This window comes from Bifidobacterium asteroides (assembly GCF_003202755.1).
Taxonomy (GTDB): Bacteria; Actinomycetota; Actinomycetes; order Actinomycetales; family Bifidobacteriaceae; genus Bombiscardovia; species Bombiscardovia asteroides_F.
In genome coordinates, this window is sequence record NZ_QGLK01000001.1 from 195980 (window position 1) to 211917 (window position 15938).

Consider the following 15938-nt stretch of genomic DNA (forward strand, 5'->3'; position numbering starts at 1 on the left):
GAAAGGCAACAATAATGGTTGATTCGGCAGGGCTGGAGGTGTCGCCGGTTCGGTTCGGGCACCGACCTTGGGCCGGCTGCGCATTGGGCTACGACCAACCTTGCCCGTCCTTGTCCTGGCGCTTGTTGAAAGCACCTGAGGGCTGGAAGCAGGAAGAAGCTGAAGTTGAGATCACTGATCATCATGGTCGTGTGAGCGTACATCGCCTGCATGTGGCGGATCAGATCTGTCTGTCCTGGCCTGGTGAGCCATTGGAGTCCCGAGAATCCGCTGCTGTAAGGGTCAGGGTTGCTGGCCAAGATGGCATCTGGTCCCCTTGGTCGGTCACGGCACGGGTTGAATGCGGTCTCCTCTCCAACCAGGACTGGTCGGGTTGCCCGGTGTCGCCAAGTGATCCAGTCGGAAGAGAGGACCCGGCACCGGTGCTCTCCAGAAGGTTCACTGTGGAAGGGACCTGTGCCAAGGCCCGGATTCATTTGACGGCAGGCGGTCTCTTCGTTGCCTATTTGGACGGTCAGCGTATCGGTCAGGATCAGCTATGTCCGGGCTGGACCGATTACCGGCACCGAATCAATGCTCTGACCTACGATTTGACCGATGCTCTGACGCCAGGCAGTCACCGGCTGGATGTCCTGCTGGGCAACGGCTGGTACAGGGGGCACTTAGGTTGGCAGCGCCTCACTGATTTCTACGGTGATCGTCTGTGGCTCATGGCCCAGCTGGAGTGGTTCGACAGCCGGGGGGAGCAGGTCCTGAGCGGTGATGATCAATGGACCTGGCATCCATCGCCCGTAAGCTCGAATGACCTCTACGACGGCGAATGCAGGGATATGAGAATTCCCCTGCTTGAGGCCAGAGGGGTAGTACGCCCCGTACAACTGCTACCCATGCCTCATACGAGCATCAGACCCCAGGAGGCCCCTCCGGCACGGATCATCCGTTGTGTGCCGGGTCAGAAAATCATCACCACCCCATCAGGCCGAACCGTCGTGGACTTTGGGCAGAACGTAGCCGGCTGGGTCCGTATGGTGGTCAGAGGGGGCCGGCCTGGGGGCCGCCTGCAACTGCGTCATGCCGAGGTCCTGGATCATGGGGAACTGGCTCTGAAACCTCTGCGTCAGGCAAAGGCCACTGACGAGTACATTCTCTCCGGCACTGCCAACGAGGTGGTCGAGCCCATGTTCACCCAACATGGGTTCCGCTATGTGCAGGTGGAGGGCCTGGATCCCGATGTCGATGTGAAGGCAGGTGATTTTCAGGCCTGCCTTGTCTCGGCCGTCATGGAGCCCACGGCATCCTTTATTTGTTCGGACGATCGGCTCAACCGTTTGTTCGAAAACGTTCGTTGGTCCACCATGGATAACTTCATCACGGTGCCCACCGACTGCCCACAAAGGGATGAGCGTCTGGGATGGACTGGAGACATCGCCATGTTCGCGCCATCTGCACTGGAGCTTTTCGATGCCGATGCCTTCCTCTCTTCATGGCTGACTGACGTGGCCAATAGCCAGGCAGCAGATGGGGGCATTCCACTGGTGGTCCCTGATGTTCTGGACGGACCTCGTCTGACCTGCGGCTGGGGTGATGCGGCGGTGCTCGTGCCCTGGGCCCTATACAGGGCGACTGGCGATGAGGCTGTCCTTCGTCGCTTCCTGCCCATGATGGACCGGTTCGTCGACGGAGTCCAGGCTTTGACTTGTCGGGGCCTGTGGCAGGGAGGCTTTCAATTCGGTGATTGGCTGGATCCTGATGCGCCAGCGGACCAGCCCATGAAGTCCAAAGCCGATCCCGACGTGGTGGCCACTGCTTTCGCGGCCCATTCGGCCGCTCTTGTCGCCCAGGCCCATGCCTGCTTAGGCCAAAAGGATCAGGAGCAACATTACCGATCCTTGGCTGATGGCATGGCCCAGGGTTTTCGCGACGAATATGTCAGCCCCAACGGGCGTATTCTTTCGGATTGCCCCTCGGTCTACTCTTTTGCCCTGGATTGGAATCTGTTGGAGACCGACAGACAACGTCAGGGGGCGGGCGAACGCCTGGCGGATCTGGTAAGAGCCAGCGGATTCCGTATTTCCACCGGGTTCTTGGGCACGCCGTTCATATGCCAAGCGCTGACCATCAGCGGGCACGCCGACTTGGCTGTCCGGCTGGTTCTTCAGGACCATTGCCCTAGCTGGCTTTACCAAGTGGATATGGGTGCTACCACGGTCTGGGAACGGTGGGATTCCATGTTGCCTGACGGGTCAATCAACCCTAATGGCATGACTTCCTTCAACCATTACGCTCTGGGCTCTGTGGTCTCCTGGCTGATTCAGGGGCTGATTGGTCTGCGCATGGATGCAGCCGGTTGGCGGAAGGTGACTGTAGCTCCACTGATAATCCCGCAGCTTTCATTTGCTGAGCTCCGTCTGGTAACCCCGTACGGACCGGTGAATTTCTCCTGGCGGCGCCAGGATTCCAGTGCCACTGTCAGCATGTATTTGTCTCTGCCGGTCGGTGTCAGCGCGAATCTGGTACTACCAGGGGGCGTCAGCGGTCGATGCGACCATGGCGATTATTCCTGGATCCTGCCGGATCCCAATGCCAAACCGACGAGGCAAACCCAGATTCGCACCATACGCGATCTGATTGATGTCCCTGATCTGCTGGCTGATCTGATTCGGGCCTTGTTGGCCATTGACTCTCCTTCCTACAGAGGCAGTCAGGCCGATCTCAGCTTTTGCGCCGCCGCAAAACCTTGGCTTGATGCTCCTGTCGGCGAGCTTCCTCAGGTGGCTTCACAGCAGGGTTTCCTCCCGGATACTGGAGCCATCGAGAGTGCTGTAGTCGGATTTCTGCAAAGGCATGGGCTTGCTCCAGCAGGACAGGCTAAGAACCAGGATTTTGATCAATGATTGATTTGAAGCAAGAGGAGGGGCATACCGTGGCAAGAGTGTTTCCTGATCACTTTCTTTGGGGAGCTTCCACTGCTGGGCACCAGGTGGACGGAGGCGACACCACATCCGATATCAGCTTTCTGGAGCACGTGCAGCCGACTGTTTTCAAGCAACGGGCAGGGTCGGCTTGCAAGAGCTGGGAGCGCTGGCAGGATGACTTGGACCTGGTTTCGGGCATGGGCCTTAATGCTTACAGGTTCTCGGTGGAATGGGCGCGTATAGAACCCGAGGAAAAGGTCGTGGACCAGTCCGCCCTGGACCATTACGACCGCATGGTCGACGGGTGTCTGGACCGTGGCATTACACCATTGATTACTCTCAGCCACTTCGTCTGCCCGCAATGGTTCGGGGCCAAGGCAGGCTGGTTCAATCCAGACGCTCCCTCCTTGTTCGCCGATGAGTGCCTAAGGGTGCTGAAGGTCCTGGGCGATCGAGTGGCCATGGCTGTAACCTTTAACGAGCCCAATCTGCCCAGGATCCTCAGCACTGGCGCTCTGCCGACCCAAGCTGTTGAGGCCCAGCGTCAATGCCTGGAAGCGGCCAGCCGTAAGGCGGGTGTAGAGCGCTATCGTGTTGGCAATGTGGTGATTCCCGAGGAAGTCGAACAACTGGAACTGGGCTTCCGAAGAGCGCATGCCTGTGCTGTGGAAGCAATACGTTCCCAGTGCCCAAATCTGCCGGTTGGCCTGTCTCTGGCGGTTATTGACGAAAGCTATGTCAGTGAGAAGGGCAAGGCCCTGGCTCAGGCCCGGAGGGATGCCTGTTATCGGCCCTGGATCCAGGCCGTTCAAGGTAATGACTTCATTGGGGTGCAAAACTATGAAAGGGAAACCATGGGCGATCAAGGTCCCCTGGCGGCTCCGGAAGGGGTCGATACCAGCGAATCCGGTGCGCCGGTCTGCGCTGACTCCTTGGTCAATGCCGTGGTCTACATACGGGAGCTGACCGGTCTGCCCGTTCTAGTGACCGAGCATGGCGTCTGTACCGCCGATGACCAGGTCCGTTCCCGCTTCATCAGCAGTTCTCTGCCTCCACTGGTGGACCTGGCGCGCGACGGCTTCCCGCTCCTGGGGTACTTCCACTGGTCCCTGCTGGATAACTTTGAATGGATCAGCGGATATGACATGCACTACGGCCTGTGCTCTGTGGACAGGTCAGGCGGCACCTATGATCGGACCCCCAAGGGCAGCGCTCAGACCTACCGAAAGCTAGTGGCTGAGACGGTGATTTGAACAGCCTGTAGTCTGGTTCTGGCATCTTCATCTGAGCATATGCAGCAATTCGACAATAAAGCAATGAAGCAAGCAAAGGAGCAACCATGAAGTTTCTAGATGGCATGTGGATGGTCAAAAAAGGCTTTGACGTCCGTTATGCGGCCAATGTGTACCAGGCCAAGATCGAGCCTAAGAAGCTGACCCTGTATTGCCCGTACGGCTGGCCCATTCATGAGGCCGGGCAAACGGTCGATGGCGGCATAATGACCATCGAGATAACCAGCCCCAGGCCCGACATCATCACCACGCGTCTGATCAATTACCGGAGGGATCGAAGCCATTGCCCGGCCTTCCACCTGAACACGACCGACCCGGATGTCGCCATCGATGAAGATGATCAGGGCTGGACCTTCACTTCCGGACGACTGACCCTGAAAGTTGACAAGGGCGACTTCCCCTCATTCAAGTATTTTTTCAACGGCAAGTTTATAACCAGTACTGGTTTTCGCTCCAAGGGCATGGTGACCGATCCCCAAGGTCAGGTCTTCATGTCCGATCAGATGGATCTGGCGGTCGGCGAGAAGATATATGGCCTGGGCGAGCGTTTCACCAGCTTCGTCAGGAACGGCCAGAGTGTCGATATCTGGAATGCCGACGGAGGCACCGATACCGATCAGGCCTATAAAAACATCCCCTTCTATTTGAGCAATAAGAATTATGGGCTCTTCGTCGACAGTCCTGACGAGGTCTCGTTCGAGGTCGGATCGGAACGCGTCACCAGGGTCCAGTTCTCTGTGCCGGGTCAGGAGCTGGCCTATAGTGTCATCGGCGGCACGGATCTTAAATCAGTGCTGAACACCTACACTGATTTGACTGGAAAGCCGCCCCTGGTCCCCGATTGGAGCTTCGGCTTGTGGCTGTCGACCTCCTTTACCACTGATTACGATGAGAAGACCGTGATGGAGTTCGTGGATGGTATGGCCCAGCGAGACATCCCGTTGAGCGTCTTCCATTTTGATTGCCGGTGGATGAAGGAACTTGAGTGGAGCAACTTCATCTGGGACTCGGACAAGTTCCCTGATCCTGAGGGTATGCTGGCCAAGCTTCACGACCGCGGGTTGAAGGTCTGTGTTTGGATTAACCCTTACATAGGCCAGAAGTCGCCGCTCTTCGACGAAGGTGCTGCCAAAGGCTACTTCATCAAGAAAACCGATGGCCAGGTCTGGCAGTGGGACAAGTGGCAGGCGGGCATGGCCATTGTGGATTTCACCAATCCTGAGGCCACCGCCTGGTATCAGGGCAAGCTCAGGCACCTTATGGACCAGGGCGTGGACTGCTTCAAGACTGATTTCGGTGAGCGAATTCCCACTGAAGGCGTCGTTTTCCACGACGGCTCAGATCCGCATATCATGCACAACTATTACAGCTACCTTTACAACAAGGCCGTCTACGATCTGGTTGCCCAGGTCAAGGGCGCCGACCAGGCCATCCTCTTTGCTCGCTCGGCCACGGTGGGGTGCCAGCAGTTCCCTGTGCACTGGGGCGGCGATTGCTGGTCCAACTACCCGTCCATGGCTGAATCCCTCCGGGCTGGCCTGTCCTTCGGCATGTCCGGTTTCGGTTACTGGAGTCATGACATCGCAGGATTCGAGGACAAGCCCACCCCTGACCTGTATAAGCGTTGGACCCAGTTCGGTCTTCTTTCTTCCCACTCTCGTTATCATGGATCCCGGGAGTACAAGGTGCCTTGGCTTTACGGTGATGAGGCTGTGGACGTGGCCCGAGAATTCACCAAGCTCAAGCTCAAGTTGGTTCCTTACCTCAAAAAGATGGCCATGGAGACCCATGAGACTGGATTGCCCATGATGCGGGCCATGGTTCTTGAATTCCAGAACGATCCCACCTGCGAGGACATCGACACTCAATATATGCTGGGTGATGACATCCTGGTGGCTCCTATATTTTCTGAGGATGGCAGCGCTCGCTTCTATGTGCCGGATGCCGGCGGTGACCAGTCAGGAAAGCCTTGGACCAATCTTCTTACGCACAAGAGCTATGACCCAGGCCGTTGGTATGAGGAGACCTACGACTACCACACGCTGCCGGTTCTGGTTCGACCCGGCACGGATCCATTGGCTGTCTGAGTTCAGTCGCCCGTCGGTTTCTCGCTTTCACTGCGGGGGATCGACGGGACCAGCATTTATTTATGTCATTAAACAAGGGAGGGTCCCATGAATAGAAGGATTGATCGCAGGCTGCATCGGTCTGGTTCTGTAGGAAGGGTCCGGTCGGTTCTGGCAGTGGCCTTGCCTTTGGTCATGGGAGCTGGGAACGTCGCTGGAAAACTCTTCGCTAATGTTTTGGATAGTTACCTTGGTCCAGGAAAATTAAGAATTGACAGGGCTTCGGGGACCCATGGCTGGGACGCAAGGTACTATCAGCCTTCTACAGATTCGCTTCAGGAGGCCAAGGCTGTCAGTGACCAGGTTTCACAGGAGATGGTCAACGAAGGCATCGTGCTTCTGAAGAACAAGGATCTCCTGCCCTTGCAGGATGGTACCTGTATTACGCCTTTCGGCAGGGCCTTTCTGGACCCGGCCTATGCCGGCACCGGTGCTGCGGCGACGACCGATCGTGACCGAGTGACCCCGGCCCAGGCCCTTTCCCGGCATTTTTCCATTGACGAGAGCGCCTGTAGCGCCATGCAATCGGCCAAGACTTCCTATCCGAAGGCAGCTGCGGGCACCAGACCCTTGGACGCTGACAAGAATTCCCTTCAGGCAGTCATGGACAAGGGCCGATCAGCCCAGATCCCGGAATATGATCCAGCCATATATAGGCACTTGGAGGGGCAGGTCACCGGAACAGTGGGGCTGGTGATGATAAGGAGGGACGGGTCTGAAGGCATTGACAAGCGGACAGAGCCTTATAAGGATGGGACCCGCCACTATCTGGCCCTGACCAAGGCTGAGCTGGGTACCATCGACGCGGCTAAGCGGCTCTGCGGTGCAGTAGTGGTGGCCCTCAACACGGCCAACCCAATAGAGCTCGGTCCGCTGATGGGCGGCACTCATGAAGTCGACGCGATCCTGTGGATTGGAACGGCAGGATCACGAGGATTTGACTCCTTCAGCGACATTCTGGCCGGCACGGTCAACCCCTCGGGAAGGACAACCGATACCTATCCCACCGATTTCACTGCAGACCCTACTTTTGCTAACTTCGGTGAGTTCCATTACAACAACGCCTCTGTCACCGATCGGACCCTTATCGGTGATTTGGTGCCCCATGGCGGCTTCGGAACCATTGATCGGCCTTTTGTCGAATATCGGGAAGGCATCTACCTGGGATACCGGTATTACGAGACAGCAGCCCTTGAAGACTCGGGATTCAGATACGGACAGCTGGACGGCAAGGGAGCAGTGGAGTCGCCGGGCGCCGTGGCATATCCTTTCGGCTACGGCCTGAGCTATACCACCTTCAGACAGACGCTTGGACGGGTGTTTTTGCGCGATGACGGTTTCATCGAAGCGAGGGTGAGTGTAACCAACATTGGTTCGCGTCCGGGCAAGGACGTGGTGGAGCTATACTATTCGGCTCCTTATACCGTGCATGACAGAGCGGAGCATATTGAGAAATCCGCCACTGTTCTGGTTGCCTTTGCCAAGACCAGGATTCTTGAACCCGGAGCCAGCCAAGAGGTTGTTCTCGCCTTTCTGCGTGATGACATGGCTTCATATGACTATCATCATGTCAATGAGGATGGCACCATTGGCGCCTATGTGCTTGAGGCGGGCGATTATACCGTCCAGCTGAAGGCCAATGCCCACGATCTGATTGATTTAGCCACGGTAACAGTCGATCGCACCCAGGTTTTCCAAGGGCAGCATCTTCCGGAGGGCGACCGTCTGGCGCAGTCTTCGCTTGATGATGAGGGCAGGCCTACGGGCAAGCCGGAATCGGGCATATGGAGGCCGGTCAGCAACCATTTCGAAAGTCTGAATGCCTACATGGATGATCCCTCGGTGGTGCAACTGACTCGGAGCGATTGGAGGGGAAGTCAGCCGCGACCTATTCCTGCTCGAACCAAGGCTGCCCCTCAGTCGGCCCTGGATGAGTTCAAACGCTATGAACGATTCGATCCGCACCGCGATCCGACGATGGGCAATGGGAAGACCAGCCAGGTCCATTGCGACCAGGAGCCGGTCAGCGGCGCTAAAAACCGTTTGTCGCTGATCGATCTGCGAGCCAAGCCTTACACCGACCCGGGCTGGCAGCAGCTTCTGGATCAGATTGACTGGAAAAAGGACAGGAGCGACATCCAGCAGCTGCTGTTTATGGCCGCCTACCAGACCAAGGATCTACTCTCCCTGGGCAAGCCTATGACCGTTGACAAGGATGGGGCCATGGGTTGGAGTATCAAGGGAGCATCCTCCTGGGCTGGAGCCAACGTTATGGGGGCCACTTGGAACACGGATCTTCTTCGGCGGATGGGCTCCTGCCTGGGTGAGGAGGCGCTGCACTCCGGGCTCAATGGATGGTACGCGCCTGGTGTCAACATACACCGTTCTCCCTTTGCCGGGCGCGTCTACGAATTCTATTCCGAGGATGGTCTGTTGTCTGGCAAGCTGGCAGCTGCCTGCATCCAGGGAGCTGGGGATAAGGGCGTGTTTAGCTACCTCAAGCACATGGTGCTCAATGACCAGGAGAGCTTCCGCTCAGAGGGACTGGCCACATGGGCCAACGAACAGGCGATCCGGGAGATATACCTCAAGCCCTTCCAGATCGTCTGTCGGGAGGCCGTCACTGCCGTGCCCTACCTGGACGCCAAGGGAGGCCGACATAGGAAGATCATGCGGGCAGCGACCGGGATCATGTCTGCGCAGAACCTGATCGGAGGGGTCATTGGCTTTGGTCACCGTGGCATGCTCACGGATATTTTGCGCGGCGAATGGAACTTCCACGGGGCGGTCATCACTGACCTCTTTCTATCCAAGTCCCATGCGGAGCGCGACCTGGCCCTGCGTGCCGGTAGCGACATGTACATGATCCAGACCCCAGGATTCAATGCCGAGGATTATGACAGTCCGACAGCAAGGGGTGTCATGCGTCAAGCCATCCATCGGATACTCTATATGACGGTCAATTCCAATGCCATGAACGGTGTTCCCCCACGGTCACGACTTAGCGTATCGCCGAGTCCATGGAAAATTGGGCTGCTTGCGGCAGATGTGGTGGCCGTCCTGGCGGAGGGTGTCCTGCTGTTTGGCGGATTTCTGCAAAAGTGTCGCCTTGATGGTCGAAGCAAGAGGTAAAAATCGCATCGGCTTATATCGCTCGGAGGAGAGCAGACATCGACATGTACACTAAACAAGATTGTCTAGCGAGTAGGCTCATTCCGACTTCGACGTGTTCCCGCGCTTTTGGCCGAATTTAGCCTTGAGCAGGCCGATGACCGTGGGCAGGACCGAAATGACCAGGATCAGGATGATGACCAGCTCGAAATGCTGTTGGACTGCGGGGATGCCCCCGAAGAAGTAGCCCAGGAGGGTGAAGAGGGTGGACCATATCAGACCGCCCAGGATGCTGAACGGGGTGAAGCGCCGCCAGCGCATTCCGGAGATGCCCGATATGAACGGCATGAATGTCCTGATGAAGGGGAGAAAACGTCCCAGGACTACGGCTAGTGGGCCCCACTTGTCAATCAGGCCTTCGGTCTTGGCTATTCGTTCGGGGGTCAGTGACTTCACGCGCCCCGAACGGACGATGGCCCGGCCGAAGAAGTGTCCGATGAAGTAGTTGCTCTGGTCGCCCAGGATTGGGGCCAACCAAACGACGGGAAGGAGCACGTCCAGAGCCATGCCGCTGGATGGGTCATGGGCGAAGACGCCGGCGGCGAAGAGCAGGGAGTCTCCTGGCAGGAAAGGCATGAAAACCACGCCGGTCTCGATGAAGATGATCAGGAAGATGAACCCGTAGGTCGGTACCAGCCCCATGGCGATCCAGCTCGCGATAGCGCTGCGCGGATCCTTGAGCAGGTGTATCAGCCAGTTGACGAACCCCATGAATCGCATTCCATTCCATCGATGTGTGCTTTTCCAGAACCGAGACACACTTTAACAAGCCGGCCTTGGCACCTAGTACTCCCCGGTCTGATTCCTTGCGAGGACAACACAACCCGTCGTTGCTGGACTTATGGGCTGTCGGCTACGGTCCTGTAGTCGGTCCTCCTGTGCGAAGATGGGCAGGAATGGTCACACAATTGAGGAGTGGACATATGGTCAATGACGAACGGCTCGCCTTCCCTGAAGACTTTACCTGGGGCACGGCTACGGCATCCTTCCAGGTGGAGGGGGCGGCGCATGAGGACGGCAGAGGAGACTCCATCTGGGACGTTTTCTGTCGGCAGCCGGGGAGGATAGTGGATGGGTCCAATGGCGATGTCGCCTGTGATCAGTACCACCGTTATCCCGAGGATATTGCTCTGATGAAACAGATGGGGGTGGGTGCCTACCGGCTGTCTGTGGCCTGGCCCCGTATTATGCCCCAGGCAGGTGGTGACATCAACCAGGCTGGTCTGGACCATTACCGGCGGTTGCTGGACATGCTGTTGGAAAACGGTATCAAGCCTGTGGTCACCCTCTACCACTGGGATCTGCCCCAGTACCTGCAGGAGGCTGGAGGCTGGGCCAATCGCGACACCGCCCAGCGATATGCCGACTATGCGGCCGTCCTGGCCAAGGCTCTGGGTGATCGGGTGCAGACCTGGACGACCCTGAACGAACCCTGGTGCTCGGCCTATCTGGGCTACGGCAATGGCGGCCATGCCCCCGGCATCTGCGACTATGGGAAGGCTCTTGCAGCGGTCCATCATCTGAATCTTGCCCACGGTCTGGGAGCCCAGGCCATCCGTGCCGAGCTGGGCGACAGGGTACGTATATCGGTGACTCTGAACCTGCAGGTCAACCGGGCCGATAGCGACGATCCGGAGGATCTGGCGGCCAAGACCCGGGCTGACCTCTTCGCCAACGAGGTCTGGCTGGGTCCCATGCTGGCCGGCACCTATGACCAGCGCATCCATGATGCCGCTGAGGGTATCACTGACTGGAGCTTCGTTCGTGACGGCGATCTGGAGCAAATCCACCAGCCTTTGGATGTGCTGGGCATTAACTACTATTCAACCAACCATGTGCGGGGTCGAAGCGGCGCTGGTTCCGAGCGCAATCCCATGCCCGCCCAGGATATCGTCGAAACTCTGCCTCCCCAGGGGCCGCTGACCGCCATGGACTGGAACCAGGAGCCTCAGGGGCTGACCGACCTGCTCATGGAGGTCTCCGAGCGCTTCCCTGAGCTGGATCTTATGATCACAGAGAACGGCTCTGCCTGGGAAGACCAGGTCAGCCCGGATCCATCTTTCCCTGGCGGCAAAGGGGTGCACGATCCCCAACGGGTGGCCTATCTTGAGGAGCACCTGCGTGCTGTGGCTCGGACTATCCATGAAGGAGCCCGGGTGACTGGCTACTTTGCCTGGTCCCTATTGGACAACTTTGAGTGGGCCCTGGGTTACACCAAGCGCTTCGGTCTGATCAGGGTCGACTATGACACCCAGGAGCGGCTCTGGAAGGATTCCGGTCTGCGGTACGCGCAGATCATCCATGATCGCGCAGTCTGAGCAAGACGGCATACAAGGCATATGAAGGTTGCTGCAAGGCGGTTGGGCATCGCTGTCCGACCGCCTCCTTTGTCTCAGATCCAGCTGGACAGCCACATGTGCATGCGCCAGAAGTCATAGGGGATGGGCATGGCGGTCCACAGCGGGTAGAAGAAGACCGAGGTCAGGCCCAGCAGGGTCAGACCCATGATCATGGTCTGTCGGTAGAGGATGATGTCCGAGTTCTGCCGCAGCCAGTTGACCACGTAGCAGATGGCCAGAATCATCCAGGGCAGGATGACGATGGAATAGAAAGTGAAAGTGGTCCGGTTCATGTATTGGATCCAGGGCAGCCAGCCGGCCAGCATGCCTGCCAGAACCCCCCAGATCCGCCAATCTCCGTGCTTGACCACGACGGCGATGACGATGGCTAGGATCATGCAGATACTGCCCAGCCACCAGGTCAGAGGATTGCCCAAGGACGTGACTGCCGCTACGCAGGGGGAGTCCTTGGCCAGTCCGCACAGGCCGGGGAAGCCCGTGATTTTCTGCCAGTAGAAGCTGGTGGGCCTGATCTGCAGGGGCCATGTCAGGGGGTTGGCCATGTATGGGTGGCGGGCATGCAGGGTGGTGTGGAAGCGCCACATCTGCCGGTGGTATTCAGCCAGGGACCGCAGCCCTTCCGGCAGCCAGGTCAGGCCTTGGCCAGGGTGCTGGGCCGCCCAATTGTGCATGAAGGAATCGTCGTGCAGGAACCATCCCGTCCAGGAGGCCAAATAGGTGCCCGCCCAGATGGGGATCATAAGCAAGGCCGCTGGCAGCCCATCCCTGAAAACGGCGCTCTGCAGCCAGGATCCATACCCTGCTTGATGACGCTCCCAGCCATCCCAGAGCACCGAGATCAGGGCGAAGACGGCGAAGAAGTAGGCGCCCGACCACTTGGTCCCGGTGGCTAGGCCCAGCAGCAGGGCGGCTCCGGTCCGCCACCAGGACCATGCGATGAAAGGGCCGGTGGTGGCCACGGGCAGCTCGACACGGCTTTTCTGCCCTTGCTGTCCCTGTGACTGAATGACCTTAACCCGGTAGTGCAGGCGGAAATCAGCCTGGTCCTTGGCCCAGGATTGTCGTAGCCTGGCCCTGGCCCAGTCCCGATGGCCCATCAGACACAGCCAGGCTCCCAGAACGAAGATCATGACGAAGTTGTCCAGCAGGCCGGTGCGGCTCATGACGATGCCCAGACCGTCTACGGCCATGAGGAAGCCGGCCGTCAGGGCGATGGGCAGGTTGTGGAAGAGGCGCAGAGCTACACGGCAGAGCAGCAGGATGGCGATGGTGCCGGCCAGAGCGGTGGCCACTCGCCAGGCGAAGGGATTACCTGCTCCGCCGAACAGTTTGAGACCCAGGGCGATGCACCACTTGCCTACTGGCGGGTGAACCACGTATTCGGCCTGGGGCAGCCAGTCGCTTGTCTGCCCCTGGGCGAAGATCTGGTCAATGGGTAGGTTCAGTGGGCCGGCTTTTTTGGGCCAATTGCGTGGCTCGCCGGTCATCAGCATGGTCCAGGCGTCTTTGACGTAATATGTCTCGTCGAAGACGATGGCCCGGGGGCTGCCCAGCCGCACAAACCGCAAGAGCCCGCCTAAAAGAGCCATGAGTATGCAGGCCAACCAGCCGCTCTGCCGATGGGAGGGCCTGTGGATCCGGTTGACCCGACCCTTGGTGTGCTGACCCATGGGCGAGCTGAAGATAGATAGCATGACAGGGCGACCGGACCGGTGGGCGGCGTGCCTGCCGTGTCTGGAGGAGCGATGCTGCGAAGAAAGCCCTGCCAAAGATGTCATCACCCCTAGATTAGGCCATACTAAAGGCATGAGCAGCACGAATGGCCGGAGCGATGGACATATGCAGGGCAGAGAAAGTCATGAGAAGCCGATTCCACCTAGTGTTTCACGTGGAACGGTAGTGTTGGCGGCCACGCCTATTGGCAATGTCGCCGATGCCTCGAAACGTTTGGTGGAGCTCCTGCAGTCGGCGGACCTGGTTGCTGCGGAAGACACGCGGCGGCTCTACGACTTAGCCAACCGATTGGGCGTGCGTGTAAGCGGCAGGGTTATGGCCTATCACGATCATAATGAGCGACGGATGGCCGATCCCATTTTGGATCAGGTTCGTGACGGAGCCTGCGTGCTGGTGGTCTCGGATGCGGGTATGCCCACCATCAACGATCCGGGCATGGCCATCGTAAAGCGGGCCATTGAACGAGGCATACCGGTCACCTGCGCTCCCGGCCCCAGTGCTGTGCTGGACGCTCTGGCTCTCTCCGGTCTGCCGACTGACCGCTTCTGTTACGAAGGGTTTCTTCCCCGCCGACATCAGGAGCGGTTGCGGCATCTGCGCACTCTGCGCAGCGAGGAGCGGACCATGGTCTTCTACGAGACGCCCCACCGCATTGATCAGGCTATGCAGGACCTTCAGGAGGTCTTCGGCTCCGACCGGCTCATGGCCCTCTGCAGGGAGCTGACCAAGGAGCATGAGCAGATCCGGCGGGGTACCGTCGGCGACATTGTGCACTCCCTCCAGGAGGATCCCCCCAGGGGGGAGATGGTCCTGGTCATGGCTGGTGCTTCTGCTTTGGAGGCCAGGCGCAACGACCCTGAGGCCATGGATGATCGGCAGTTGGCAGACCTGGCACGCGAACTGGCCAGATCCGAGGATCTGCGGCTCAAGGAGGCTATCGCCCGGGTGGCTGCCGAGCATCCCTTGGCCGATGGCAGCCTGCCTAATCGCAAGCGGATCTATGCCTTGGCCGTTGAAGAGGATAAGGAGGACTGATTCCCGTCCCCTTCATCCAGCAGCACCTCGAGTGCTCTGCGCACACCGGGCCCACCCAGCTGTGAGACGGTTTCCAGCAGTGCCGGCGAAGCGGCGGGATTGGCCACCAGCCACCGGCGCAGCCGGGGCTCTTCTCGGGCGATTGTCCAGAGGATGCTCGGGTCGGTCTCGGGGTCTGTGGCCATCAGTGCCGTTGGCACCAAGGGAGGCTCTGGCGGTGGGGCCCGCCCTTCGGCCGTTGGTTCGAGGTTGTTGGATTCGTCTTGACTCCAATCGTCTTCAATTGAGGGGTGCGACCGGCTGCTGATGACAGTCATAAACCGGGTCATACGTTCAGTGGCGGAGGATTCACGACGATGTCGGATCCGATCCTGGTGCCGATGATGGCCATGACCACGTCGGCCGTCCCTCATAGCCTGATTCATAGGATCGTCTTGAGTCGTTTTATGGTATCCAGTCCTCGAGCGTGGCCAGGCCAACGGGGGTTGGAGGACAGAAGCGCTTCGCAGGATCCGCAGCTGACATGATATCGCTCCATAAGCTCATGGAGAACCGCCATGATGTCCTCCCCGTTGCATTGGCCCGTGGGATCGCAGGCCAAATCACAGGCTGTCCAGAGTGGCGAAGTCACCCAGAGTCGCCCAAGCTTCATCAGATAACGGGCATCCAGCTGTCGCTGATGGGGGCGTAGGGGCCTGCCGTAAACCGGCGTGCGGAAATGGGAGTTGGAGATAATATCCAGGGCATCGGGGAAATGGCCGTTGATCCACACCCAGAGCGCCAGTCCGCCGCTTGCTGCTGCACCGTAAGGGACCATGGGCATGACGATGGATGCGCGACCGTAGAGTCCCTCCGCCTGTTCGTTCAGGTAGCAACAGGATCGGTCCAGGCAGGTCACGATTCCCTCATTCACCAGCAGGCTGAGGCTGAGCGGACCGGGCAGATCCCCGATCTGAATCAGACTGGGCAGCGGTTTGGGCTCAGGGACCAGGGTTCCGAATTCGGTTGTAGACGGACGGCCACGGGTGCGCGTTGGGCCTGTTTCGTATCGTGGCCCGAAGTACTGCTGAGCGGTGTCGGTGAGGGGAGTCCGGCCTGGCGGCTTGGTTGTAGCTCTAAGGGTGCGGCTGGCGCCAAGGGTAGTGACAGGCGCCCACGTCGCTCCCCCGAGCACGTGTTCTCGATTCATGGTTCGACTGTAAAAGGTCGTGTCCGGGCTTACCTGAAGGAGGCCTAAATTTGTGAACTTGTGGATAATCTGCTCGCCAGCCTGCGGGCTTGTGGACGAGCAGGGGGATTGTAGGC

Annotated in this window: 10 protein-coding genes; 6 read left to right on the forward strand and 4 right to left on the reverse strand. The window is 58.8% G+C overall.

The window, feature by feature from the left end; all coding sequences use genetic code 11:
* The first annotated feature begins 14 nt into the window (after window positions 1–14).
* The 4 genes from DKK74_RS00730 (at window position 15) to DKK74_RS00745 (ending at window position 9465) form a co-directional block, all read left to right on the forward strand.
* Window positions 15–2894, forward strand: a complete 2880-nt coding sequence (locus tag DKK74_RS00730; protein WP_110412336.1) for an alpha-L-rhamnosidase — start codon at window positions 15–17, stop codon at window positions 2892–2894.
* Complete coding sequence (locus DKK74_RS00735) at window positions 2891–4168, forward strand: glycoside hydrolase family 1 protein (protein ID WP_110412337.1); 1278 nt, start codon at window positions 2891–2893, stop codon at window positions 4166–4168. The genes DKK74_RS00730 and DKK74_RS00735 overlap by 4 nt, the downstream gene beginning before the upstream one ends.
* Window positions 4169–4254: 86 nt before the next feature.
* Window positions 4255–6294, forward strand: coding sequence for an alpha-xylosidase (yicI, locus tag DKK74_RS00740; protein ID WP_110412338.1), 2040 nt, complete (start codon window positions 4255–4257; stop codon window positions 6292–6294).
* A gap of 87 nt (window positions 6295–6381) precedes the next feature.
* Window positions 6382–9465 carry a glycoside hydrolase family 3 N-terminal domain-containing protein gene (locus tag DKK74_RS00745; protein WP_110412339.1) on the forward strand — a complete coding sequence of 1028 codons (3084 nt, stop codon included), beginning with the start codon at window positions 6382–6384 and terminating at the stop codon, window positions 9463–9465.
* Between the two features lie 78 nt (window positions 9466–9543).
* Here DKK74_RS00745 and DKK74_RS00750 read toward each other — a convergent pair whose 3' ends face one another.
* Window positions 9544–10215, reverse strand: a complete 672-nt coding sequence (locus tag DKK74_RS00750; protein WP_045923865.1) for a VTT domain-containing protein — start codon at window positions 10213–10215, stop codon at window positions 9544–9546.
* Between the two features lie 212 nt (window positions 10216–10427).
* Here DKK74_RS00750 and DKK74_RS00755 point away from each other — a divergent pair, with 212 nt between their 5' ends.
* Window positions 10428–11822 (forward strand): GH1 family beta-glucosidase, encoded by a 1395-nt coding sequence (locus DKK74_RS00755; protein ID WP_110412340.1) that lies wholly within the window; start codon window positions 10428–10430, stop codon window positions 11820–11822.
* Between the two features lie 74 nt (window positions 11823–11896).
* Here DKK74_RS00755 and DKK74_RS00760 read toward each other — a convergent pair whose 3' ends face one another.
* Window positions 11897–13453: a dolichyl-phosphate-mannose--protein mannosyltransferase gene (locus tag DKK74_RS00760; protein ID WP_110412788.1), complete on the reverse strand. Its 1557-nt coding sequence runs from the start codon at window positions 13451–13453 to the stop codon at window positions 11897–11899.
* 250 nt (window positions 13454–13703) lie between these two features.
* Between DKK74_RS00760 and rsmI the strand changes: the two genes are divergently transcribed.
* Window positions 13704–14633: a 16S rRNA (cytidine(1402)-2'-O)-methyltransferase gene (gene rsmI, locus DKK74_RS00765; RefSeq protein WP_258334433.1), complete on the forward strand. Its 930-nt coding sequence runs from the start codon at window positions 13704–13706 to the stop codon at window positions 14631–14633.
* On the opposite strand, the gene DKK74_RS08780 is transcribed toward rsmI, so the two are convergent.
* Entirely contained in the window at window positions 14597–15058 is a 462-nt protein-coding gene (locus DKK74_RS08780) for a variant leucine-rich repeat-containing protein (protein WP_258334394.1), read from the reverse strand. The genes rsmI and DKK74_RS08780 overlap by 37 nt on opposite strands.
* Window positions 15055–15822, reverse strand: coding sequence for a hypothetical protein (locus tag DKK74_RS00775; RefSeq protein WP_146210519.1), 768 nt, complete (start codon window positions 15820–15822; stop codon window positions 15055–15057). Before DKK74_RS00775 ends, DKK74_RS08780 begins: the two co-directional genes overlap by 4 nt.
* Window positions 15823–15938: the final 116 nt, after the last annotated feature.